The 21,153-nt window shown below is 45.1% G+C and carries 25 protein-coding genes; 8 read left to right on the top strand and 17 right to left on the bottom strand.

The window, feature by feature from the left end; translation table 11 throughout:
- Positions 1–110: 110 nt before the first annotated feature.
- Entirely contained in the window at positions 111–1,115 is a 1,005-nt protein-coding gene (locus tag PO830_RS07035) for an NAD(P)H-dependent glycerol-3-phosphate dehydrogenase (protein ID WP_272852832.1), read from the bottom strand.
- A gap of 208 nt (positions 1,116–1,323) precedes the next feature.
- Here PO830_RS07035 and PO830_RS07030 point away from each other — a divergent pair, with 208 nt between their 5' ends.
- Positions 1,324–2,250: a nicotinic acid mononucleotide adenyltransferase gene (locus tag PO830_RS07030; RefSeq protein WP_272852831.1), complete on the top strand. Its 927-nt coding sequence runs from the start codon at positions 1,324–1,326 to the stop codon at positions 2,248–2,250.
- Between the two features lie 103 nt (positions 2,251–2,353).
- On the opposite strand, the gene nadD is transcribed toward PO830_RS07030, so the two are convergent.
- From nadD to PO830_RS06980, 10 genes are read right to left on the bottom strand one after another with little or no spacing between them, the layout of a single operon-like run.
- Positions 2,354–2,944 carry a nicotinate (nicotinamide) nucleotide adenylyltransferase gene (gene nadD, locus PO830_RS07025; RefSeq protein ID WP_272852830.1) on the bottom strand — a complete coding sequence of 197 codons (591 nt, stop codon included), beginning with the start codon at positions 2,942–2,944 and terminating at the stop codon, positions 2,354–2,356.
- Entirely contained in the window at positions 2,944–3,537 is a 594-nt protein-coding gene (gmk, locus tag PO830_RS07020; protein ID WP_272852829.1) for a guanylate kinase, read from the bottom strand. Before gmk ends, nadD begins: the two co-directional genes overlap by 1 nt.
- Complete coding sequence (locus PO830_RS07015; RefSeq protein WP_272852828.1) at positions 3,537–4,394, bottom strand: YicC/YloC family endoribonuclease; 858 nt, start codon at positions 4,392–4,394, stop codon at positions 3,537–3,539. The genes gmk and PO830_RS07015 overlap by 1 nt, the downstream gene beginning before the upstream one ends.
- A gap of 58 nt (positions 4,395–4,452) precedes the next feature.
- The gene (locus PO830_RS07010; RefSeq protein WP_272852827.1) at positions 4,453–4,809 is read right to left on the bottom strand and encodes an SdpI family protein; all 357 of its coding nucleotides are present in this window, start codon (positions 4,807–4,809) and stop codon (positions 4,453–4,455) included.
- Positions 4,810–4,814: 5 nt separating this feature from the next.
- Positions 4,815–5,564: a 3-keto-disaccharide hydrolase gene (locus tag PO830_RS07005; protein WP_272852826.1), complete on the bottom strand. Its 750-nt coding sequence runs from the start codon at positions 5,562–5,564 to the stop codon at positions 4,815–4,817.
- A gap of 1 nt (position 5,565) precedes the next feature.
- Positions 5,566–6,390, bottom strand: coding sequence for a 3-keto-disaccharide hydrolase (locus PO830_RS07000; RefSeq protein WP_272852825.1), 825 nt, complete (start codon positions 6,388–6,390; stop codon positions 5,566–5,568).
- Between the two features lie 10 nt (positions 6,391–6,400).
- Positions 6,401–7,453 (bottom strand): sugar phosphate isomerase/epimerase family protein, encoded by a 1,053-nt coding sequence (locus PO830_RS06995; RefSeq protein ID WP_272852824.1) that lies wholly within the window; start codon positions 7,451–7,453, stop codon positions 6,401–6,403.
- Positions 7,454–7,464: 11 nt separating this feature from the next.
- Complete coding sequence (locus PO830_RS06990; RefSeq protein WP_272852823.1) at positions 7,465–8,598, bottom strand: Gfo/Idh/MocA family protein; 1,134 nt, start codon at positions 8,596–8,598, stop codon at positions 7,465–7,467.
- Positions 8,599–8,601: 3 nt separating this feature from the next.
- Positions 8,602–9,831: a nucleoside permease gene (locus PO830_RS06985; RefSeq protein WP_272852822.1), complete on the bottom strand. Its 1,230-nt coding sequence runs from the start codon at positions 9,829–9,831 to the stop codon at positions 8,602–8,604.
- 3 nt (positions 9,832–9,834) lie between these two features.
- On the bottom strand, positions 9,835–10,821 hold the full coding sequence (locus PO830_RS06980; RefSeq protein WP_272852821.1) for a sugar phosphate isomerase/epimerase family protein: 987 nt from the start codon (positions 10,819–10,821) through the stop codon (positions 9,835–9,837).
- A 257-nt stretch (positions 10,822–11,078) separates the two neighbouring features.
- Here PO830_RS06980 and PO830_RS06975 point away from each other — a divergent pair, with 257 nt between their 5' ends.
- Genes PO830_RS06975 through PO830_RS06965 form a run of 3 tightly spaced genes read left to right on the top strand, consistent with a single transcriptional unit; the run spans position 11,079 to position 14,355 of the window.
- Positions 11,079–12,776 carry a GMC oxidoreductase gene (locus PO830_RS06975; RefSeq protein ID WP_272852820.1) on the top strand — a complete coding sequence of 566 codons (1,698 nt, stop codon included), beginning with the start codon at positions 11,079–11,081 and terminating at the stop codon, positions 12,774–12,776.
- Position 12,777: 1 nt separating this feature from the next.
- A complete protein-coding gene (locus tag PO830_RS06970; RefSeq protein WP_272852819.1) occupies positions 12,778–13,422 on the top strand; it encodes a gluconate 2-dehydrogenase subunit 3 family protein in 645 nt (214 codons plus the stop codon).
- A 9-nt stretch (positions 13,423–13,431) separates the two neighbouring features.
- The gene (locus PO830_RS06965; protein ID WP_272852818.1) at positions 13,432–14,355 is read left to right on the top strand and encodes a hydroxypyruvate isomerase family protein; all 924 of its coding nucleotides are present in this window, start codon (positions 13,432–13,434) and stop codon (positions 14,353–14,355) included.
- Positions 14,356–14,392: 37 nt separating this feature from the next.
- On the opposite strand, the gene azu is transcribed toward PO830_RS06965, so the two are convergent.
- Both azu and PO830_RS06955 read right to left on the bottom strand, forming a co-directional pair.
- Positions 14,393–14,905: an azurin gene (gene azu / locus PO830_RS06960; RefSeq protein ID WP_272852817.1), complete on the bottom strand. Its 513-nt coding sequence runs from the start codon at positions 14,903–14,905 to the stop codon at positions 14,393–14,395.
- Complete coding sequence (locus PO830_RS06955) at positions 14,895–15,869, bottom strand: YheT family hydrolase (protein ID WP_272852816.1); 975 nt, start codon at positions 15,867–15,869, stop codon at positions 14,895–14,897. The genes azu and PO830_RS06955 overlap by 11 nt, the downstream gene beginning before the upstream one ends.
- A 106-nt stretch (positions 15,870–15,975) precedes the next feature.
- Between PO830_RS06955 and PO830_RS06950 the strand changes: the two genes are divergently transcribed.
- The 4 genes from PO830_RS06950 (at position 15,976) to PO830_RS06935 (ending at position 18,691) form a co-directional block, all read left to right on the top strand.
- Positions 15,976–16,554: a TetR/AcrR family transcriptional regulator gene (locus tag PO830_RS06950; RefSeq protein WP_272852815.1), complete on the top strand. Its 579-nt coding sequence runs from the start codon at positions 15,976–15,978 to the stop codon at positions 16,552–16,554.
- 210 nt (positions 16,555–16,764) lie between these two features.
- Positions 16,765–17,358: a TetR/AcrR family transcriptional regulator gene (locus PO830_RS06945; RefSeq protein ID WP_272852814.1), complete on the top strand. Its 594-nt coding sequence runs from the start codon at positions 16,765–16,767 to the stop codon at positions 17,356–17,358.
- Positions 17,358–18,218 (top strand): alpha/beta hydrolase, encoded by an 861-nt coding sequence (locus PO830_RS06940; RefSeq protein ID WP_272852813.1) that lies wholly within the window; start codon positions 17,358–17,360, stop codon positions 18,216–18,218. The genes PO830_RS06945 and PO830_RS06940 overlap by 1 nt, the downstream gene beginning before the upstream one ends.
- Entirely contained in the window at positions 18,209–18,691 is a 483-nt protein-coding gene (locus PO830_RS06935) for an acyl-CoA thioesterase (RefSeq protein ID WP_272852812.1), read from the top strand. Before PO830_RS06940 ends, PO830_RS06935 begins: the two co-directional genes overlap by 10 nt.
- 9 nt (positions 18,692–18,700) lie before the next feature.
- On the opposite strand, the gene PO830_RS06930 is transcribed toward PO830_RS06935, so the two are convergent.
- The 4 genes from PO830_RS06930 to PO830_RS06915 all read right to left on the bottom strand — a co-directional run bounded on the left by PO830_RS06930 (position 18,701) and on the right by PO830_RS06915 (position 21,145).
- Positions 18,701–19,066, bottom strand: a complete 366-nt coding sequence (locus tag PO830_RS06930) for a nuclear transport factor 2 family protein (protein WP_272852811.1) — start codon at positions 19,064–19,066, stop codon at positions 18,701–18,703.
- A gap of 61 nt (positions 19,067–19,127) precedes the next feature.
- Positions 19,128–20,021 carry a DMT family transporter gene (locus PO830_RS06925; RefSeq protein ID WP_272852810.1) on the bottom strand — a complete coding sequence of 298 codons (894 nt, stop codon included), beginning with the start codon at positions 20,019–20,021 and terminating at the stop codon, positions 19,128–19,130.
- 3 nt (positions 20,022–20,024) lie between these two features.
- Entirely contained in the window at positions 20,025–20,384 is a 360-nt protein-coding gene (locus PO830_RS06920; RefSeq protein WP_272852809.1) for an arsenate reductase family protein, read from the bottom strand.
- Positions 20,381–21,145, bottom strand: coding sequence for a DUF3298 and DUF4163 domain-containing protein (locus PO830_RS06915; RefSeq protein WP_272852808.1), 765 nt, complete (start codon positions 21,143–21,145; stop codon positions 20,381–20,383). Before PO830_RS06915 ends, PO830_RS06920 begins: the two co-directional genes overlap by 4 nt.
- Positions 21,146–21,153: the final 8 nt, after the last annotated feature.

Genomic DNA, 21,153 nt, shown 5'->3' with positions numbered 1-21,153 from the left:
ACCTAGCCTCAGCAGGTTAAAACTTTACTATTTTGATAACATTTATGAAGACGTAGTCAAACGGTAGTATTACACCGATAAAAGGTAGTTTTTGCTAGTTTTTAAAGGGGTTAGTTCAACTTTTCCGTCAATTTCGCGAAGATGCGTTTCGGCTCTTTTCCTTCGTACAAGACCTCATATACCGCATTGATGATGGGTGTTTTGGCTTTTTTCTTTCCTTTTTGCTTGTTGAGGTGATAGGCGCTTTTGGCCGCATAATACCCTTCGGCGATCATGCTCATTTCCATTTGTGCGCTCTTGACCGTATACCCTTTGCCAATCATATTGCCGAACATGCGATTCCGACTAAAAACAGAATATCCCGTAACTAACAGATCACCCAAATAGGCGGATTGATTGATGTCGCGTTTCATCTTGTGAACCTTTTTAACGTAGCGCTTCATCTCACGGATGGCATTGCTCATCAACACGCTTTGAAAATTATCGCCATAGCCTAAACCATGGGCTATTCCGGCAGCAATAGCGTAAATATTCTTGAGCATGGCCGCATACTCAGTACCAATCACATCGTCGCTAGTAGCGCATTTTATGTAGTCGCTTTCCAGTAGGGCAGCCATGGCTTTTGATTTCTTTTCATCGGCGCATGCGATCGTGAGGTAGGAGAGCCGTTCTAAGGCCACTTCTTCCGCGTGACACGGCCCGGTAATGACCCCAATATTTTTAAACGGAACATTGTAATGGGTATAAAAATGATCTCCTACGATCAAACTACTTTCAGGAACGATTCCTTTGATGGCTGAAAAAATCGCTTTTTCCTGAAAGGGCACCGTTATTTGCTGTAATTCACTTTCAACAAAAGCTGAAGGGATCACAAAGATCAAGTATTCGGCATAGGCAACCATTTCATTGATGTCGTTGCTCATTTTGAGTCGCCCTGTTTGAAATTCAACCGAACTGAGATAATTCGGGTTGTGCTGCGTTTTTTTGATATGTTCAAGGGCATACACGCTTCGCATATACCAGCCCACTTCGTCTAAATTTTCGCATAACATTTTTACGATGGCGGTCGCCCAGCTTCCGCCCCCAAATACAGCTACTTTAGGAGGTTGTGACATCGATCCTTGGTTTTACGATTCTATCAAAAATACACAAACCACAACGTTTCTTCCGCGTTTTTGCAGAATGCGTTCATTCTTTTTGCAATTGAAACCATTTTGAAGGTGATTAGACGCTTTTATTACCATATAAGTATTTGAAAACCAGTTATATAAAAGTTTGGCATGCTTTTCGTTTTTGATTAACAGAATTTTAAAGTTTTGACCTATGAAGACACTACACACTTTTTTAGCTGCGGCGCTACTGGCGCTTACCCTTACAAGTTGCTATTCAGAAGTAATTATCGAGGAAGACCCAATTGTGGTAGATCCAACTCCAGCCATTACCCTGGGTGAGTTACTGTCTTCATACGAACTGTGGTATGTAGATGTTAATCGCTCAAGTGGTTCAGGGTACATACCCTTTGTTCAAAAAGCGTTTACACTTTCCTTTCAGGGCGGAACGGTATTCGCCAACAACAATCTGGTAGGTATTGGTGATCAAGGCTATGGCTACGGAATCGATGTTGGTTTCTACGATACCTTCGATTTTGTATTAGATATCTCTCATGACATCGATGGCGTTCACAGTTTTGATGTAGTTCAGGTGAATAATCACGAAATTGATTTGTATTATCCACCGCAGAACCTGCGCTATCGCCTGGTAGGGTATCAGCGAACCACCTTTGATTACGATGCCCTCTTCTATGATAATATTCACTATTTCCTTCAGGAATACACCGCATGGGAGAAGTCGTATACCAGCGCGACCGGAGAAGTAAATGAATTCGACTACGAACAATTTCTACAGTTCTTGCCAGGTGGAGGCGATGGTAATTTCCGCAGCTCACAAGATCCAAATGGTACGCCAATTAATGACTTATACTGGGATTACACGGGTATCTATAATGTGGATCCCGTCCCCGGAGATTTTTATACTAAATATTTAACATTAGACTACGACTATTTGGGCAATGAATTTTTTGAATTGAACGTTATCAATGATAGTACCATCGAATTGTTTCATGAAAGTTCAGGAACTGTGTATCGATTTAGAGGCAAAGGATATATTCCGTTTAAAAGTCCGAAAGAAGGTAAACTACGACTTTCAACAGAGGCGATTGAAAAGGAAATGATTAAGATTAGTACGTTTTAACGACGCTAAGGCGCACAACCAGCGCGTAGCACTATCGATTTTTTGGTTGGTTATTTAGTGGAACCGCCCCGATTAACGGATTTTGTTTTGAGGGGCGGTTTTTTTAGCGATAAAAATTCATTTCGTCCATATAGGTCCAAACGTTGTCCGGCATCATTGGGCGTATGTTTTTTCCTTCGGAAATACTTTTTCGGATGAAGGTCGCGCTCAATTCGATGATAGGCGCCTCAATGCGATGGATCTTCGGGTGGTCTTGGAAGCGCTCCGGAAGCGTGCCCGAACTAATACGGGGATAGACGTACAATTCGTAGCGCTCTAAAATGACCTCGTAATTTTTCCACTTCGGAAAGCTTTTCAAATTATCTTCCCCCATAATCAAGCAAAAGGAATGTTCGGGGTGTTTCTCTTCCAGATGGGCTAAGGTGTGGACGGTATAATTAGGTTGCGGGAGGTCGAATTCGATATTGCTGGCGCTTAGTTTGGGGTAGTGTTCCGTAGCAATGCGCACCATCGCCAGACGGTGGTGGTTTTCCAGAAGACTGCTCTTTTTTTTATGGGGATTATGAGGGGTCACTACCATCCAAATGGCATCGAGATCGCTGTGTTCCGCCAGATGATTTGCAATAATCAAGTGGCCCGAGTGAATAGGGTTGAAGGTTCCGAAGAACAAGCCTATTTTTTTTGCACCTGCCATTATTCTTCTTCCATTTGAAGTTCATCGGAAAGAAAACGAGACACCAGGTCCTTGGCTTCTTTTAAGGCTACTTCCAAGGTGTTGTTTTCTATGATGAAATCGAATTGCGGCGCTGTAGCCAATTCCACCGAAGCCTTTGCAATACGCATGTTTATCCGCTCGTCACTTTCGGTACGCCGCTTTTTGAGTCGGATTTTCAATTCGTCCACACTGGGGGGTTTCACGAAAACGGCCAGGGTATGCTCCGGATACTTTTTCTTGATGCGCAAGCCACCCACTACATCAATATCGAAGATCACGTGTTTTCCGGCCTTCCAAATACGCTCTACCTCACTTTTTAGGGTTCCGTAGAAATTATCGCGATAGACTTCTTCCCACTCCAGAAAATCACCATTCTTGATATGTTGTTTGAACTCTTTCAGAGAAATGAAATAGTAATTTTCTCCGTGTTTCTCGTCACCTCGAGGTTCTCGTGATGTACACGATACTGAAAAATCCAGATCTAACTCTTTTTGTTGTAGGAGATAGCGAACTATGGTTGTTTTTCCACTTCCGGACGGTGCCGAAAAAACAATAAGTTTTCCGTCTTTCATTACAGCACGTTTAGGGCTTGTTCTTTTATTTTTTCTAGCTCGTCTTTCATTTGCACCACCAATTGCTGCATGGGCGCGTAATTGGCTTTACTTCCAATAGTGTTGATCTCACGGCCAATTTCTTGAGAAATAAAGCCTAGTTTCTTTCCGTTGGAAACGGGCTTTTGTAGTGTTTCTTTGAAGTAATCTAAGTGATTTTTAAGTCGTACTTTCTCTTCAGTAATGTCGTATTTTTCAAGATAATAGATCAGTTCTTGTTCGAAACGGTTTTCATCTACCGATTCTTTGATTTCTGCCACCGCCTTGTGTAGGCGATCCTTCACATGGGCAACCCGTTCTGGGTCCATAGCCACTACTTGATCTAATAAACTGTCGATATTGGTCACCCGTTGGTGGAAATCGGTTTCCAACGTTTTTCCTTCATCGGTGCGATATTCATTGATGGCGGCTAAGGCTTCTTCCACTCCGGAAACAATTTTTTTGTACTCCGCCGGATCGATCTCTTCGCGTTCGGTTTTAAGGGCATCCGGGAGACGGATCGCCATTTTGAGCAAATCTATAGCGTCTCCATCGGAAACGGCTTGAAGCTGCTTCATATATTCCTTTACCACCTCCTGATTCACCTTTGTTTGGGTAGCTTCGCCCGTTACTTCAATATACAGGTTGAAATCTACCTTTCCTCGAGATAATGATTGCGCGATCTGATTGCGGAGTTCCAACTCTTTCTCGCGGTATGAACTAGGGACTCTCGCGTGAAGATCGAGGTTCTTGCTGTTCAAGGATTTTATTTCAATCGTAATCTTTTTCGAAGGCAATTGCAGGATGCTTTTGCCGTAGCCGGTCATGGACTGGATCATAGTACGTGTTTAAGAGCACAAAGGTACTAATTCTAATGCATGCGGAACGAAAAACCCTTTATTTGGGATTGCCGTTTTTATCGAAATGCTTGTTGAGGTAGTTCTCGGTTGCCAGAAACGCGAACAAGATACCAAGCAAGAGTGCCCCACAGTGAATGATGACAGGGTAGGGTGGCTCAAAAACCATGAGGATGACGCCCACGACCACAAGCGCCCAAGACATTTCCCAAAATCTATTTGCGCTGTGGTGATTGGCTGCTTTCCAAATTTCAGGATTGCTCATCGAGCGTCGGGTACGATAACCGTAGTACTCATTTATTTTTTTTGGCGGATGGGTTTTGTAATACCAAGAAAGTACCACGAGAAGCAAGCTCACACTTCCGATGGCGATCATCTCTTGCCATTCCATACTCATAACTGTTATTCTAGAGGTTTGATCTTGATATTGCGAAACCACACTTTATCACCGTGGTCTTGGAGGCCAATGTGCCCGTTGCGATGTACGCCAAAGTGTTCCCAATTGGCAAATTTCGAATTAGCCACCATGGTATCCCAGTCGGCACCATGTACCGGAAACGAAACAATTTTGGTTCCGTTGAGTGTCACCATTCCCTGGTTCTTGTTGTGGTCAATAGTAATTTCGCACGCATTCCATTCCTCCGCAGGGTTCACCACTGAAAGATCGCTAGGTGCGATCATATCATACAGCGATCCGGCTTTATGAGTGCCCTCTCCAACAAAAGAATCGGGATGTTTGGCGTCATCCAGGACCTGAATTTCTGGTCCGGACAAATATGGCTCGGGGAGGTCTTCAGCCTCATGAACTCCCCAAAAAATACCGCTGTTGCCACCTTCCGCGATTTTCCATTCTAGGGAAAGCACGAAGTTGGTGTAGGTTTCTTTGGAAACAATATTATTTCCACCTTCGCCACTGGGTGTAAAGACCATAGCGTCCCCGTCGATCGACCATTCTGAAGGCATCTCGGAGTCATTGTAACCACGCCAATGTTCAAAGGAAGTGCCGTCGAAGAGTACTTTCCAATCTGCGTTCAAAGGCATTGATTCCACAATCGCGACGTCTTGGGTTACGACCTGTTTTTTGTCTTGTTTTGATTGGCAACTTAGCACTATCAGTCCAATGCCTAGAAATAATACATGTGTTGTTTTCATACTAGTCTAATTCTCGCACCCAAATATTTCGGTATTTTACACCACTTTGATCTTGATGGTCCTGCAACTTGATTGGGCCTTTTCCATGAGCGTCATTTTTAGGCCAGCCGATGTATTCGGTGGTGCCTTCCAATTCAAAATGATCTTGAATCAAGACTCCGTTGAGTAATACGGTTAATGTTCCCGCTTTGGTGCGTTCTCCCGCATCGTCAAATTCTGGGGCATGGAAGATAATGTCGTAGGTGTTCCATTCGCCTGTAGGCTTTGCCGCCATGACCAATGGCGGCGATTGTTTGTAGATTGACCCTACCATTCCATTAACATAGGTGTCGTTGTTGTTGTTATCTAGTATCTGAACTTCATAGCGATTCTGTAAGAACACCCCACTATTGCTTCGGTTTTGGTTGGTTTGGGTATTTTCTGGATTGCTGCGCCATTCCAGATGCAGCTGCACACTGCCAAAGGATTGCTTGGTTTGAATGTCTCCGGTTTTGTCGGCAACCGTCATACTGCCATCGTCATTCAGTTCCCATTGCGCGTCACCGCCGCCTTTGTTGGCCGATTCCCAGGCAGAAAGATCGGTGCCATCAAACAAAACGATGGCATCGCTTGGAATCCCGTTTTGTCCTGTAGGGTTTATTTTTTCAGGTTTGGGTTCCCACACTTCGGTTTCTTCGGGTTTGGTGGGTTCCTGTTCTTGCTTGGTATTGTTCATTTCTGTGGTGGCTTCGGAAGGAGTTTCGCTCGCTTCGACTGTCTCTTCTTTTGGAGAATTACAGCTTAGGATCATTCCGAAGATAATAAAAAAGGTAAGGATATGTTTCATGGTCTTGGTGTTAGAGTCCGAGTATTTTTTTCAGTTTTTCTTTATCAACTTCCGCTCCCGCGAAATCGTCAAAGGTTTTTTCTGTGGCTTCGATAATGTGTTTCTGAATAAAGGGTGCCCCTTCGCGGGCCCCTTGTTCCGGACTCTTCACGCAGCACTCCCATTCCATCACCGCCCAGACGTCACAGCCGTATTCGGTGAGCTTCGTAAAGATGGTTTTAAAGTCAATTTGGCCATCTCCGAGAGAACGATAGCGTCCGGCACGATCGCGCCAGTCGGAATAGCCTCCAAAAGCTCCTTTCTTTCCGGTGGGGTTGAATTCTGAATCTTTTACATGGAAGGACTTGATGAATTCATGATAGTGATCGATGTATTCTATGTAGTCTAATTGCTGAAGGACGAAATGACTCGGGTCGTACAGAATATTTACAGCCTTGTGATTGTTTGTCGCTTCCAGAAAGCGTTCAAAAGTCACCCCATCATGGAGGTCTTCTCCGGGATGAATTTCATAGCATACTGCCACCCCATTTTCTTCAAATTCGTTCAATAGCGGAAGCCAGCGTTCCGCTAATTCTTTGAACCCCATTTCTACGAGTCCGTCAGGTCGTTGCGGCCATGGATGCATGGTATGCCACAACAGGGAACCGCTAAACGTGGCATGCGCCTTTAATCCCAAGTGCTTACTCGCTTTGGCGGCACTGATCAATTGTTGGCGTGCCCATTCAGTACGCTTCTTTGGATTGTTTTTATAGCCTTCCGGAGCGAAATTATCGAACATGATGTCGTATGCCGGGTGTACGGCTACGAGTTGCCCTTGGAGGTGGGTCGACAATTCGGTGATCTCTAATCCGTAGTCGTTGATCTTTCCTTTGAGTTCATCGCAGTAGGTTTTACTTTCCCCAGCTTTGTCGAGATCGATCAGGCGCGTTTCCCAGGTCGGAATTTGAATGCCTTTGTAACCCAGATCGGCGGCCCATTGGCAGAGACCGTCTAACGAATTAAACGGTGCGTGATCGTCCATAAACTGGGCAAGAAATACCGCGGGTCCTTTGATTGTTTTCATGAGGTTGTGTCTTATAGATTCTTCCAAACGTTTCCTTCGGCGTGCGAGGCGACGGAGGTCTCAATAAAGTGCATGCCGCGTACTCCGTCGGTCATTGAAGGGAATTCTGCCGGATCGTAGGCCTCGCCACGAATGGCTTTGGCGACTCCTTTATAGATGTTCCCCATGGCGTCAAAAATTCCTTCGGGATGTCCCGGAGGTAACTTGGTGCCATCTAGCGATAATTCACTGTTGTATCCATGTCCCGGTTTTAGAGTTCGCATAGGCTTTCCTTCTTCCAAAAGGTACAGATAATTAGGATTCTCTTGTTCCCACTTGAGTCCGGCTTTCTTTCCGTAAACGGCGACGGTAAAGTTGTTTTCTTCAGCAGTGGCAATCTGGCTTGCCCGTAAGACCCCTTTAATATGTTTTCCGAAGCGCAGTAAAACGGTACCATCAATGTCCATCTCATTGTCTTCATAAAGGTGGTTAAGGTCGGCTAGAATGGTACTAATCTCCATTCCGGTCACGTATTCGATCATTTGGTAGGCATGTACGCCTATGTCGCCCATACAACAGCTAATGCCCGATTTTTCCGGGTCGAGCCGCCAGGTGGTGTTTCGAAGCTCAGCGTCATGAATAATGGGGTTGATCCATCCCTGATAATACTGTGCATCTACCTTTTGGACTTGCCCTAAGACACCCTCTTCTATCATTTTTTTCATTTGCCGTACCATGGGATAGCCTGTGTAAGTATGGGTAAGAGCAAAGACGGTTCCGCTTTTTTGGTGGGCTTTTTGAAGGTCCAGCGCTTCCTCGTGCGTCATGGTCATCGGCTTCTCACAAATTACGTGAAATCCGGATGCCAGAAGTTTTTTAGCCATTGGATAATGCAGGAAGTTAGGTGTCAAGACCGAGAATACCTGAATACGTTCTTGTTCGGGCAGCTTCAGTTCTTCAGCCACCATGGTATCAAAATCGGCATAGATCCTGTTGGTGCCAATCCCTATTTCTTCGGCGAATGCCTTGCTTATTTCGAAATCGGGATTAAACACCGCTCCGGTTAATTGAAAGTTGTCGTACATACTGGCGGCCACGCGGTGTAGGATTCCAATAAGAGAATCACCTCCACCACCTAACACGCCCCATCTAATTTTTGCGCTCATGCGTTATTCTTTGTATTCAATATTTTCTTTTTTAAACAGCAGGGCGAAAATGATGAACACCACCCCTGCGAAAATGGCTGGGAAGACCCAAACCGAGTTCCATAAATGATTGCCATCTGTCAAAACGTTGGCATCTGTCACCTTTCCGGCCACGAAGAAACCAATGAGCATACCCACACCGTAGGTGGCCAAGGTAATGAGCCCTTGTGCGGCACTTTTGTTGTTCTTTCCGGCTTTGCTATCGGTATAGATTTGTCCGGAAACAAAGAAGAAATCGTAGCAAATACCGTGAAGTATAATTCCGATGACCAGCATAAAGAAGAGCTCGCCGGCATTTCCGTAGGCAAACAAAAGATAGCGAATGGCCCAGGCCAACATTCCGAAGAGAATGGTCTTTTTAAATCCGTACTTTTTAAAGAAGAACGGTAGTAAGAGCATAAACAGTACTTCCGAAATTTGACCTCCCGATGCCCATGCGGTGGAGTTTTCTACGCCAGATTCGGTGAGAAACGGACTCAAATTTTGGTAATAGAATGCCAGCGGAATACAGATCAGGACCGAGGAGATAAAAAAGACGAGGAAGTTTCGGTCTTTCAACAAATTCAATGCGTCTAATCCTAAGATTTGAGAGACACTTACTTTTTCTCCTTTTTTGGTGGTGGGTGGTGTCTTCGGAAGGAAAAAACTAAACAATCCTAATATTCCGGAAGCCACCGCCGTCATCGTAAAGGTATTTACAAGCATTCCGTCGGCGATGTTGTCGATAGAGTCCCACTGAAACGCAAAACTAATCATCAATCCCGCTACGATCCATCCGATGGTTCCCCAAACGCGAATGAAAGGGAATTCTTTTGCGGGATCCTTCATTTGATTAAAAGAAACCGAATTCACCAGGGCAAGCGTAGGCATATAGGCAATCATATACCCTAGCACGTAGGGATAGAATGTATTAAAATCGGTTGCCTGCGAGAGTTGATACATAAGAAAGGCACCAATGAGATGCAGGATCGCTAGAATACGTTCGGCATTAAAAAACCGATCGGCAATGAGTCCGATGATAAAAGGAGCGATAATGGCTCCCCACGATTGGGTTGAGAAAGCCATGGCCGTTTCGGCGCCGGAGGCGTTCAGATTATTTCCTAAAAACGTTCCTAGGGTGACAAACCACCCTCCCCAAATAAAAAATTCGAGGAACATCATAATAGAAAGTTGGATGCGAGTAAGTGCTTTCATAGTTTATTCGTTAAGTTGTGCCGCAGCGCTGAGTAAGAGCTCTCGAGTTTTGTTGATTCCAGTCACAGGATCTAATTCACTTCCTTCATATTCAATCCCGATAAAACCAGTATAACCGGCCTCTTTAACCAGTTGTAACATGCGCGTATAATCAATAGTCGTTTCTTCACCAGCATCGTTAAAAGCATACGATTTTGCCGAAACCGCTTTGGCATGAGGCATGAGTTCTTCCACTCCCTTGTACTTATCGTATTCTTCTATACAAGGCGCACCCCAACGCGCACCGCCTTCTCGTTGTAGGCAAAAATTACCAAAATCAGGCAAGGTACCCACGTTGTCCATATTTACTTCGGTCATTACTTCCGCCAGCACAGAAGCATTACTTGATAAACCTCCGTGATTTTCGACGATCACGTTCACTCCTTTTGGAGCGGCATAGGCGCCGAGTGCTTTTAAGGAACGCACCGAATTTCGCTTCCAGGCCTCCGGATCTTCTTCCCCAAAAAGATTGATTCGAATGGAGTGACATCCTAAAGCTTCCGCAGCGTCGATCCACCGTTTGTGATTGTTGATCGCGTCACGTGTTTGGTTTCGATCGTTGAATGCCAGTTCACCTTCGGCATCTATCATTATAATTAAGTCTTCTATATTATGGGTTGCTGTTTCACGATTCAGTTTGGCCACTAAAGAATCCATGGCAACCTCCTTATCTTCGAAAGTTGCTAGAAACGGAGTGTACAACTGACTTACATATTCGATGCCTTCGAAGCCTAGTTCTTTCGCTTTTGCAGCGAAGGTAAACGGATCCATTTCACCATTGCGGATAGGTTCGTTGAGCGACCACTGCGCCAGTGAAATTTTGAAGAAGGGTTCTGAAGCATCGGGAGTTTCAGAAGGTTCTTCCGCGACCGGCTCGGATGTTGTGGGCTGATCTTTGCAAGAATACAGGCTGATCGCACAGAGGAACAATAAGGTGGTATACAATTTCATAGGGAGTATGTAATTAGAATTGGTGTCGTGTAATTGTATTGGTTCGTTCTAAAAAAGTGACCTCTAAGGTATGTTTTTTTTATGTGTAAGCTAAGAGATTTGTCAATCTCCTGCGGTATTCGCAAGCGAAAACGTTTTCGGCTGATAATCTTCTTTTTTTAAGAGTTGTTTTTTGTGTAATCGGAAAAATTAACAGAAATTACACATTCCTAAAATTTAGTTAAAATAGCTAACATATTATAAATAAATCAGTTAACATGGCAAACCTAAACGAAATCTATGATGCCATCGTAGTGGGTTCCGGAATCAGTGGCGGATGGGCTGCTAAGGAACTTTGTGAGAACGGACTGAAGACGCTGGTTCTGGAACGCGGAAGAATGGTGCGGCACATTGAGGATTATCCAACAGCGAACTTAGACCCGTGGGATTTTGAATTCAAAGGAAATCTCCCCAAGGAAGAACAAGCAAAACAATTAAAACAAGGCCGTACCGGATATACAACCGCCGAGCCGCATCGACATTTTTTCGTAAATGACCTTATTCACCCGTACAACGAAACCAAGCGGTTCGACTGGATGCGTGGATATCACGTCGGCGGACGCTCCATCATGTGGGGACGCCAAAGTTACCGCTGGAGTGATTATGACTTTGAAGCCAATAAAAAGGAAGGCATTGCCGTAGACTGGCCCGTACGTTATAAAGACATCGAGCCATGGTATCAAAAAGTAGAAGAGTTTGTAGGAATTAGCGGGGAGGCATTAGGACTTGATGTGCTTCCAGACAGCGTATTCTCTCCACCGATGGAATTGAATTGTGTCGAAACCGACCTAAAAGCGAAGATTGCCGAGAGTTATGATGACGGCCGACTTCTTACGATTGGACGCGTGGCGCACATCACAGGGAATAAGGCGCACGAAGGACGTTCTAATTGCCAGTTTAGAAATCGGTGTATGCGAGGGTGTCCTTTTGGAGCGTATTTTAGCAGTAACTCTTCGACTTTGCCGGCAGCGGAACGCACGGGGAATTTGACGTTACGTCCGAATTCAATTGTACACGAAATAATGTATGACGACGCTACCGGTAAGGCCACCGGCGTGAAGGTGATCGATCGCGAGACAAACGAAAAAATGGAGTTCAAAGCTAAAGTGATCTTCTTGTGTGCTTCCGCCATTGCCACTGCAGGAATTTTAATGCAATCTAAGAGTGATCGCTTTCCGAACGGAATGGGGAACGATAGTGGAGAATTAGGTAGAAATATTATGGACCATCACTTTAAAGCAGGAGCTACCGCGAAAGTAGATGGCTACACAGATAAGTATTATAAAGGACGGCGTCCTAATGGAATTTATATTCCGCGTTTCCGAAATATCGGAGGTAAGACAGACGCTCCCAACTTCAAGCGAGGGTACGGATACCAAGGAGGTGCCAGTCGTGGAAACTGGGAAGAATCGATTGCAGAATTAGGGTATGGAAAAGAACTCAAGAAAAAAGTCACAGAACCCGGCGGTTGGACCATCGGATTGATGGGCTTTGGAGAGTGTTTGCCCTATCACGAAAATAAGATGACCCTGGATTACGACAAGTTAGATCAATGGGGACTTCCTACCTATACTTTTGACGCCGAATGGAAAGAAAACGAATGGGAAATGAGAAAAGACATGGTGGCCCAGGCGGTAGATATGTTAACTAAAGCCGGATTCAAAGACGTACAGCCCTGGGATGATCCCGGTGCACCCGGATTAGGAATCCACGAAATGGGAACGGCACGTATGGGTGCAGACCCAAAAACGTCGGTGTGTAACAAGAACAACCAACTGCATGCAGTGCCCAATGTGTACTGCACCGATGGATCGTTTATGACCTCGGCCAGTTGTGTAAACCCGTCCCTAACCTATATGGCCTTTTCTGCGCGTGCAGCCAATCATGCCGCCGAACAACTTAAAAAAGAAGCGTAAGATGGATAGAAGACAAGCATTAAAGAACATTGGAATGGGAGCCGGCTTTTTAGTCGCCACTCCTACCATCATGAGCTTGCTACAAAGCTGTGAGAACGAACCTGAATTCAATACGGTGTTTATCGCTAAAAATGAAGGGCACGCCTTGAGGCACATTGTGGATTTGATAATTCCTTCGGATGAAAATATGCCCGGTGCAGTAGATGTTGGGGTACACAGTTTTATCGATTCCTTTTGGAATGCTGTGATCCCTGAAGAACAACAAGAGCATGTACGTATTGGCTTTAGAAAGCTTGGGGAGAAATTCCGAAGCACTTTTGATAAAGAGCTTGAAAAAGGGGATGCCGAAGAATACGATCAATTACTTCAAGAATACCTCCTAGCAGATAAGGATGCTCAAAAAGGATTTCAAGAAGAAATGGGTAATTTCTATATCGCTTTTGCACAAGACCCTACGGTAGAACCCGATGTGGACGCAAGTGTGTATAGCTTGCTTTCCAACATACGCGGATCGGCTATTTGGGCTTGGAAAAACAGTGAAGAAATTGGAGAGAACGTACTGTGGTACGATCCCGTACCCGGACAACAGCGTGGATGCATCACTTCTGGAGAAGCCGGATTTGAAGGCAAAGCGATGTCACTTTAAGCAATAACTATGAATAGAAGATCTTTCATTCAAAAGGGAGCCCTAGCGGGTTCCCTTTTAACATTCACATCACCACTGCTGGCACATGCTTTGGAAACATCATGGCACGATACTAAGTATTCGTTCAAGCTACCCTATGCTCCTCATATCGGAATGTTTAAAGCGCACGCCGGAGACGATGTTGTGGCGCAACTGGAGTTTATGGCTTCGGAAGGATTTACCGCCTTCGAAGACAATGAAATGGCGCAGCGTTCTGTGGCGGAGCAAGAACGAATGGCGGCTGCAATGAAACGACTCAAGATGACCATGGGAGTTTTTGTGGCCCATAAGATCTATTGGAGTGAACCTAATTTGACGAGTGGGAAACCCGAATGGCGGGCAGAATTTTTACAGCATATACGTGATTCAATTACCGTTGCCAAACGCGTGGGTGCCACGTGGATGACCGTTGTGCCGGGACACGTAGACTTACATTTAAACTCAGCCTATCAAACTGCTAACGTTGTGGAAACCTTAAAGCAGGCAGCGGCACTATTAGAGCCTCATAAGTTGGTTATGGTACTAGAACCTTTGAACTTCAGAAACCACCCGGGGCAGTTTTTGAAAGAGTCTCCCCAAGCCTTTCAAATTTGTAAAGCCGTTGCTAGTCCATCTTGTAAGATTCTTTATGACGTATACCATCAACAGATTCAGGAAGGCAATTTAATTCCAAATCTGGAAGCGTGTTGGGAGGAGATCGCATATATTCAGGTAGGGGACAATCCGGGACGCAATGAGCCCACTACGGGAGAAATTAATTACCGAAATCTATTCAAGTATTTGCATGAAAAAGGATACCAGGGTGTAATAGGAATGGAGCATGGAAATTCTCAAACCGGAAAAGAGGGCGAGCGTGCTGTCATTGAAGCGTATAAAAAAGTCGATGCCTTTTAAAAGGCATCGACGTTACCTAAAAGTTGCATGTTAGGTGTTATTCTACAATAAATTTGCCCTTCATTAAGGCCGCGTGCCCTGGAAAACTACAGATAAAGTCGTAAGTACCCGCTTCCGGGGCATCAAAGGTGATGGAAGTAGATTGTCCGCCACCAATCATCTCGGTGTGAACAATCACGTTTGCGCCATCTTCAGGAATCCAATCCTCAGCCTCCCCGGCTTCGCTCGCTTTAATCGCAAATTCGGTAATATCGGTTCCCGGTTTTAACAAGACAAAATTGTGCCCCATAACGAGCTTGTCCATTTTGCCTACATGGCGAAAATTAAGCGTCACTTTTTGTCCAGCCTTTACACGGATCTCACTTTTGTCGTATTTCATAAGATCATTTCCGGTAAGACCAATAGTAACGCTGTTGGCATCTTTTTTCTTGGTTTCTTTCTTACCGCCAATGGTGATGGCATTTTCTTCTTTCTTTTCTTCTTTGGAATCACCGCAGCTAACCATGAGTGCAGCCGCTAGGAGTGCGAAGAGATACAGTTTAAATTTCATATATATGTGCTAAAGGTTCAACTAAAAATTGAGTAGTTCGTCGCTCATTATAGTAGACGTTTTGAGGGCCGTAAAAACCTACATGTCCGCCATATAATGGGGTTTCAAGATAGATGTTTTTTGACTGGGATGCAAGTGCTGTCGGATAACAATTTGCAGAAAGAAAGGTGTCGTTTTTAGCATTCAGCAGGTATACCGGGAGCGTAATATTGGATAGATAGTGCATACTACTGCTTTTGTTGTAATAGGCTAGGGCGCTGGAGAATCCATGCGCCGGAGCGGTGTAGTGTTCATCAAAGTCAATAAGGGTCTTAATATGCCGTGGCGCCACGGTTATTTGGTTTGGAAATGCTTGTTGTTTTTGCCGATACTTTTTCCGAAGATATTTCAGGAAGGTCTTGCGATAGACAATATTGTGAAATTGATTTAAGGCCTGCAACGAGCCATGGAGGTCTAGGGGTGTCGAAATGGCGGCAGCCCGATACAGCTGCTTATGGAGCGTTCGACCTTCCCCCAGGTACTTCAAAACCATGTTTCCCCCCAAACTGAATCCAATCAACGAAATGCGCTGGTAATTCTTAACTTTCAGGATATGTTGAATGACCCATTCTAGGTCATCCGTCTTTCCGGCATTATAAGACTCAAAGCGCTTGTTAGGGGTGCCACTGCATCCTCTGAAGTTGACGGCAACCACGTCGATTCCCTTGCGATTTAGATGGTGGGCCTGTCCCCGAATGTAAGGACGTTGTGCGTTGCCTTCCAGTCCATGAAGCAGTAAGGCAAGGTGACGAGCGTCGGTTCCATACGACCAATCCATATCGATGAAATCACCATCGGGCAATTGTAACCGTTCTCGCTCCTGAATGAGGGTAGGGGCGCGTCTTAGTTTCGCTGAAAAAATGGTCGCGAAGTGGGCATTTCTGAAAGGCAATGGGGGTTGATATGTAGATGGAACCAAGGGCATACAAGGCGAATATCGTAAAAGTTGCGCACTTAGTGTAAAAATATAAAATGCAACTTATCTGAACCAATCGTTTCAGTATATTTGTAGCGTACGAATCGGTAATTGTATGCCTAGAACAAAAGCTTTTGAACCCAATGAGGTCTTGGAAAATGCGATGCTTCTCTTTTGGAAGCAGGGGTATCACGGTAGCTCCATGCAGGATATTACGGTAGCGACCGGGCTGAATCGAAGTAGTTTATACAATACGTTCGGCGGAAAAATGCAACTATATCAGGCGGCACTTGCACGATATCAAAAACGGAGTCATACGATCTTTCAAAAAGCCTTAATGACGGCAGGAAATCCGAGAGAAGCCATCGCCCTAATTTTTGATGGGTTTGTGAAGGAAATCAACAATAGAGAGGAGGGAATGGGCTGCTTTAGCGCGCATGCGAAACATGAAATGAATTCCGATTCCGCCATTCGAAACCGATTGCTGTTGGAAGAAGAGCAACAGCTATCATTCTTTGAGGAATTATTAGCAGACGGACAGGAACGAGGTTCTATCAATGGGCGGCAGACAGCAGGGGAATATGCCTATGTGCTTTACAATACCCTTCAGGGAATGAAGACCGTTGGGATCTTGCAAAACGACGCACATCGCTTGGAGGCAATCGTGCAGGTGACACTGCGTAGCCTGCGTTAGTGGACAATAGGATAATGAAATGAACGTTTCATATCATATTTTCAGAATACGATCCAATAAACAGCCGATTCCAATAGATGTACGCTCACAAAGTGATAGTTTTCCGCGAATCGCTTCGAAATAGCGGCACCTCAAGGGTCTGGTACGTACCAAATCACAATTGTATCTAAAAACTTTGGCAAGTTAGATACCAACCGGTATCTTTGTGTCATGAGAGATCCGGAGCAAACAAAAAACACCATTTTATTGGAAAGTGCGAACCTTTTCAATACGCAGGGATATAAGGCTACCTCCATCAGTGATATCACCAAAGCCACTGGCTTTACTAAAGGAGCTATTTATCGGCATTTCGAAAGTAAAGCCGATCTTGAAAAACATGCCCTTCAGCAGCTCTCCACCATGATGTTTGATCGGTTAGGGGCTTCTATTAAGGCGGCACCCGATTTCGAACAAAAGTTTGAGGCGATCTTTTCTTTTTTTGAACAATACATGGAGTCGCCCTTCTATGAAGGGGGATGCCCCTTGATGAACGCGGCGGTAGAGGTGGACGACGGACTTCCTGAACTGCGGACCGAAGCCAGAAACATATTACAACAACTCAAAACTTCTGTGAGAACCTTGGTCATTAACGGGATCGAAAACGGTCAGGTGCGGTCCAATATTGACACCGAAGCCTTTGTTCATATCGTTATTGGCAGTCTAGAGGGCGGTATCATGATGAGTAAACTCGAAGGCAAGCGTAGTCCGATACAGTTTATTGTTGCGCATCTACGCACTTTAGTGGCAAAAAATATCCAATCGTAATGAAAAATGTAATCCCTAAGATATTAGGTGCTGCGATAAGCCTGAGCACACCACTATTTCCCAAATGGAGTCGTGAGCGCGCTTTTGACTTGTTGTGTCGCGTAAAACGAGTGCCTGTTTCGGAGGAGGGACGCAGTTTTTTGGAAACAGCACACACCGAAGTAATTCCGTCACCCTGGATTGACAGTACGCTGCACCGTTGGGGAAGTGGACCAAAGAAGATTCTGTTCCTGCACGGTTGGATGAGCTATTCGTATCGTTGGAAACCCTATATCGATCAATTGGACCTCACCGAGTATACCGTCTACGCGCTGGATGCGCCGGGTCACGGACTTTCAGAAGGGCAATCGCTGCATATCGAAATGTATCGTGATGCGACCCAACGCGCCCTCGAACGAATTGGCGGCGTAGATACCTTGGTAGCGCATTCGCTGGGTAGCCTGGTGACCGCATACGCCCGTCTATATCAATCTAATCTTCCGGTAGCACGCTACGTGATTATGGGAGCACCATCAGGTTTGGCGGCAATTTTCGACTATTTTCAGGAGATCGTAAGTCTTTCCCCGAGAGCATTACAGAATTTATATATAAAAGTGGCTGCAGTATTGAAACTTCCAAGGGAGGAAATTCATATGAAAGGCTTTTTCGAAGAAGTGACCCAACCGGTTTGGGTCGTCCACGAGGCTTCTGATATCATCACTCCTTGGGCGCCAATCCATGCCGCACTTCCGAAGAAAAAATCCCTGCGCACCTTTATTACCGAAGGTCAGGATCACAACCTGAAAGCCCCAGAAACACGAGAAAAAATCCTGCAAATCATTACTACACCCCTAACCGAAAAAGAAACCATATGTATATAAAACAATTTGAAGTGCGATGGAGTGATATTGACGCAAATCGTCATTTGGCCAATAGCGCGTATATCAATTTTATGAGTCATACCCGCATGAGTTATTTAAACGAAATCGGACTTGATCAGCGGCATTTGGTGGCTCAGAACATAGGGCCGGTGGTCTTCTATGAACACGTGTATTATTTTAAGGAAGTATTTCCTGGGAAACCCTTACGAGTATCCCTCGAGATCACAGGGATGAGTGATGATGGAATGTACTTCGAATTCGCGCATAACTTCTACGACCACAACGGAAACAATGTGGCGCATTGTGAGATGATGGGCGCTTGGATTGACTTACAAACACGTAAGCTTACCGGCCTACCCAAAGAAATATTAGCCACCTTTGATCGCGCAGAACGAAGTGCCGAGTTTCGAATATTGACCAAAGACGACACTCGAAAACACGGGAAAACGCCCAAGTCACTTCCTTCGGAATGAGAAGCCTAACTAGGCGTCGAGCATGTCGTAAAAGAACTGTTCTTTTACAATCTTGCCATCCTGTACCTGATACACCGCTATTTCGGAGGTTTTACTTCGTTGCCCGCTTGGTTTATGCGTCGTATCCATGTCAAATTTAACGCTAAACCAATTATCGGCTACCGTGGGTTCACTTACCGAACTGCTATGTACTTCAAAGGTTTCTTCCCACCATTCTCCTTTTTTCTGAACGGCTTCCATTCCTTCTACCACAGGGGTTTGGCCTCCCGGCTCTACACTTACAACGTTCGGGCTGTATAATTCTTGGTAACAGCGTTGCCAATCTCCTTGTTTACACCAATTCACTAAATTCGTGGCTATTTCTTGTGTTTTCATAGGGTATGTTGTTGAGAAGAGCAAGGTACAAACAAGTTTTTACATTCTCATTATCAAAAGGTTATGCAGGATCTCTTTTTTTTCGCGTCGAAAGAAAAACTCCGGTAAAGATCAAGACAGCGGCGATCATGCGAATCGGGCTGAGCTGGTCCACCCCTAATAAGATGGCAAATAAGGTAGCTAAGACAGGCTGTAAATAGATGAACGCACCAATGGTAGACGGACTTAATACTTTGAGCGCATAAATATTGAAGAGGTAGGTCAAAACCGTTGTTCCTGCTACGACGAAGCCCATTTTCCAAATGGCATCAAAGGGAAGTGACCCCCAGGCGACTTCAGAGAATTGCTTCCAACCTATAGGAAGATTGATGACAACGGCCAGTAGAAAGAACAGTTTCATTAAGGTGATGCTGCTGTACTTTGCTACTAAGGGTTTTACTAAAATCAAGTACAAGGCGTAGGAGGAAGCATTGACAATAAACAACACATTTCCAAGGGGAATGTTAGGCGCATCCGGTTGTGTTTCGGCACCAAATAAGATGAGCAGCAACGCCCCCGCCAAACCTATCCCGATTCCGCCTATTTTCAATATACCTACGCGTTCTTTCAGAAAAAGGGCAGAAAGTATTAAGAGGAGTACCGGAGTAAGGGTAATCACCACCGAACTGTTGATTGGGGTGGAAAGTTGTAGTCCTTTAAAGAACATGTTCATGTTCAGGACCATTCCAAAAATAGCGCAAGCGAGGATGCGCCACCCATCCGATCGGTCGATCTTTTCCGAAGGATAAAAAATACTGAGGATCCAGAAAAGCACGGCAGCACCACTGACCCGCAACAGAATGAATCCGTAGGGCCCTATAATGTGTGGCATCAAGCCCTTTGCCAGACTGTGATTGAGTCCGTATATGGCACTGGCAGCGGTCGCGGCGAGAAGGGCTAGCGCGCGGGCGTTCATCAATTAAGTATTTGAGTGGATAGCGGCTTTGGCAGCTGCGACGGTTTTTTTGCTGTTTCCGATAAAGATTTCATCGTTATTGACGATCACCGGACGCTTTAAAAAAGTGTAGTGTTCTAGAATGAGGTTTTTATAATCTTCGTCTAGCAGTTCTTTATCTTTTAAATTTTGTTCGCGATACCGTTGCGCGCGCCTACTGAATAGGGCTTCGTAGCTACCGGCCAAGTTGTAAAGCTCTTCCAATTCTTCTTCTGTGATGCCTTCTGTTTTAATGTTCTGTTTAATAAAGGCTTGCGGAAGGTCGATTTCCTTTATGATCCGTTTGCATGTATCACAACTTTCTAAATAATATATCTTTTTCATAAGGAAGAGGTTTTTAGGTAAGGTTCAATATCTTTCCACGGAAGTGATAGCTCGATGGCACCTTCCGCGTAGCTAGCAATCTCGTAGGGGTTGTAAATTAACAACACACCTTCGGAAGTGAACCCGATGCTTTTAGGAATATAAAACTGGTCTTTCTCGAACCAAAAGCCGTTGGCGTTAATCGAATCTGCTGCTGAGAGCTCATAGGCCTTTCGAAACGCTGTTTCAACGTACGCTTCAAAAGCCTCCCAATCAGCGATCACCTCCGGAAATGAAATGGAGGTCCCCAGGGCCTTATCAAATAGCAAAAAGGAGGTGCTTCCATACCCGTGCGCGCCACCGGTATAGGTATATACGTTTGCTTCCAAGGACAGGTATTGGTCATTCTGAAATCGCTCCGAAATCGTGGCTTCAACCGCATACGCAGCTGGCATGTCGGGAAACTCAGCGACATGCAGCCGGTAGGTGTTCACAAATTCCTGGGCCGCTTCGGAAAGATGGGTCGCTGTAATAGGCTCATCCGGATCACCAATGTGCAAGGCATTAATGAGCAACGCTTCCACCTCTTGGTTGATTTGATTGGCCAGATCATCAGACCCTTCCGCCTGAATGTACTGTAACGAAATTTCAGGACAGGCCACCGAAGTACACATTGCCAACTCTTCTTCAGAAAACGAAAGGTTCTCAAACGACAAGGGGGCAGGGTCTGCACAGCCCAATAACAGTAACAGTAGAAATAAGAGGCTTATTCGTTCAAACATACGTTAAA

The organism is Altibacter sp. HG106 (assembly GCF_028561755.1).
Taxonomy (GTDB): Bacteria; Bacteroidota; Bacteroidia; order Flavobacteriales; family Flavobacteriaceae; genus DFVG01.
This window is presented reverse-complemented; position numbering and strand designations above follow the sequence as displayed.

Bases quoted from the DNA above. Each gene is read 5' to 3' on its own strand.
- PO830_RS06995 (WP_272852824.1), bottom strand. From the start codon at position 7,453: ATGAAAACAATCAAAGGACCCGCGGTATTTCTTGCCCAGTTTATGGAC.
- PO830_RS06950 (WP_272852815.1), top strand. From the start codon at position 15,976: ATGCCTAGAACAAAAGCTTTTGAACCCAATGAGGTCTTGGAAAATGCG.
- PO830_RS06940 (WP_272852813.1), top strand. From the start codon at position 17,358: ATGAAAAATGTAATCCCTAAGATATTAGGTGCTGCGATAAGCCTGAGC.
- azu (WP_272852817.1), bottom strand. From the start codon at position 14,905: ATGAAATTTAAACTGTATCTCTTCGCACTCCTAGCGGCTGCACTCATG.
- PO830_RS06925 (WP_272852810.1), bottom strand. From the start codon at position 20,021: ATGAACGCCCGCGCGCTAGCCCTTCTCGCCGCGACCGCTGCCAGTGCC.
- PO830_RS06955 (WP_272852816.1), bottom strand. From the start codon at position 15,869: ATGCCCTTGGTTCCATCTACATATCAACCCCCATTGCCTTTCAGAAAT.
- PO830_RS06945 (WP_272852814.1), top strand. From the start codon at position 16,765: ATGAGAGATCCGGAGCAAACAAAAAACACCATTTTATTGGAAAGTGCG.
- PO830_RS06965 (WP_272852818.1), top strand. From the start codon at position 13,432: ATGAATAGAAGATCTTTCATTCAAAAGGGAGCCCTAGCGGGTTCCCTT.
- PO830_RS07010 (WP_272852827.1), bottom strand. From the start codon at position 4,809: ATGAGTATGGAATGGCAAGAGATGATCGCCATCGGAAGTGTGAGCTTG.
- PO830_RS06975 (WP_272852820.1), top strand. From the start codon at position 11,079: ATGGCAAACCTAAACGAAATCTATGATGCCATCGTAGTGGGTTCCGGA.
- PO830_RS06990 (WP_272852823.1), bottom strand. From the start codon at position 8,598: ATGAGCGCAAAAATTAGATGGGGCGTGTTAGGTGGTGGAGGTGATTCT.
- PO830_RS07035 (WP_272852832.1), bottom strand. From the start codon at position 1,115: ATGTCACAACCTCCTAAAGTAGCTGTATTTGGGGGCGGAAGCTGGGCG.
- PO830_RS06915 (WP_272852808.1), bottom strand. From the start codon at position 21,145: ATGTTTGAACGAATAAGCCTCTTATTTCTACTGTTACTGTTATTGGGC.
- PO830_RS06970 (WP_272852819.1), top strand. From the start codon at position 12,778: ATGGATAGAAGACAAGCATTAAAGAACATTGGAATGGGAGCCGGCTTT.
- PO830_RS06920 (WP_272852809.1), bottom strand. From the start codon at position 20,384: ATGAAAAAGATATATTATTTAGAAAGTTGTGATACATGCAAACGGATC.
- PO830_RS07015 (WP_272852828.1), bottom strand. From the start codon at position 4,394: ATGATCCAGTCCATGACCGGCTACGGCAAAAGCATCCTGCAATTGCCT.
- PO830_RS07030 (WP_272852831.1), top strand. From the start codon at position 1,324: ATGAAGACACTACACACTTTTTTAGCTGCGGCGCTACTGGCGCTTACC.
- gmk (WP_272852829.1), bottom strand. From the start codon at position 3,537: ATGAAAGACGGAAAACTTATTGTTTTTTCGGCACCGTCCGGAAGTGGA.
- nadD (WP_272852830.1), bottom strand. From the start codon at position 2,944: ATGGCAGGTGCAAAAAAAATAGGCTTGTTCTTCGGAACCTTCAACCCT.
- PO830_RS07005 (WP_272852826.1), bottom strand. From the start codon at position 5,564: ATGAAAACAACACATGTATTATTTCTAGGCATTGGACTGATAGTGCTA.
- PO830_RS06930 (WP_272852811.1), bottom strand. From the start codon at position 19,066: ATGAAAACACAAGAAATAGCCACGAATTTAGTGAATTGGTGTAAACAA.
- PO830_RS07000 (WP_272852825.1), bottom strand. From the start codon at position 6,390: ATGAAACATATCCTTACCTTTTTTATTATCTTCGGAATGATCCTAAGC.
- PO830_RS06935 (WP_272852812.1), top strand. From the start codon at position 18,209: ATGTATATAAAACAATTTGAAGTGCGATGGAGTGATATTGACGCAAAT.
- PO830_RS06985 (WP_272852822.1), bottom strand. From the start codon at position 9,831: ATGAAAGCACTTACTCGCATCCAACTTTCTATTATGATGTTCCTCGAA.
- PO830_RS06980 (WP_272852821.1), bottom strand. From the start codon at position 10,821: ATGAAATTGTATACCACCTTATTGTTCCTCTGTGCGATCAGCCTGTAT.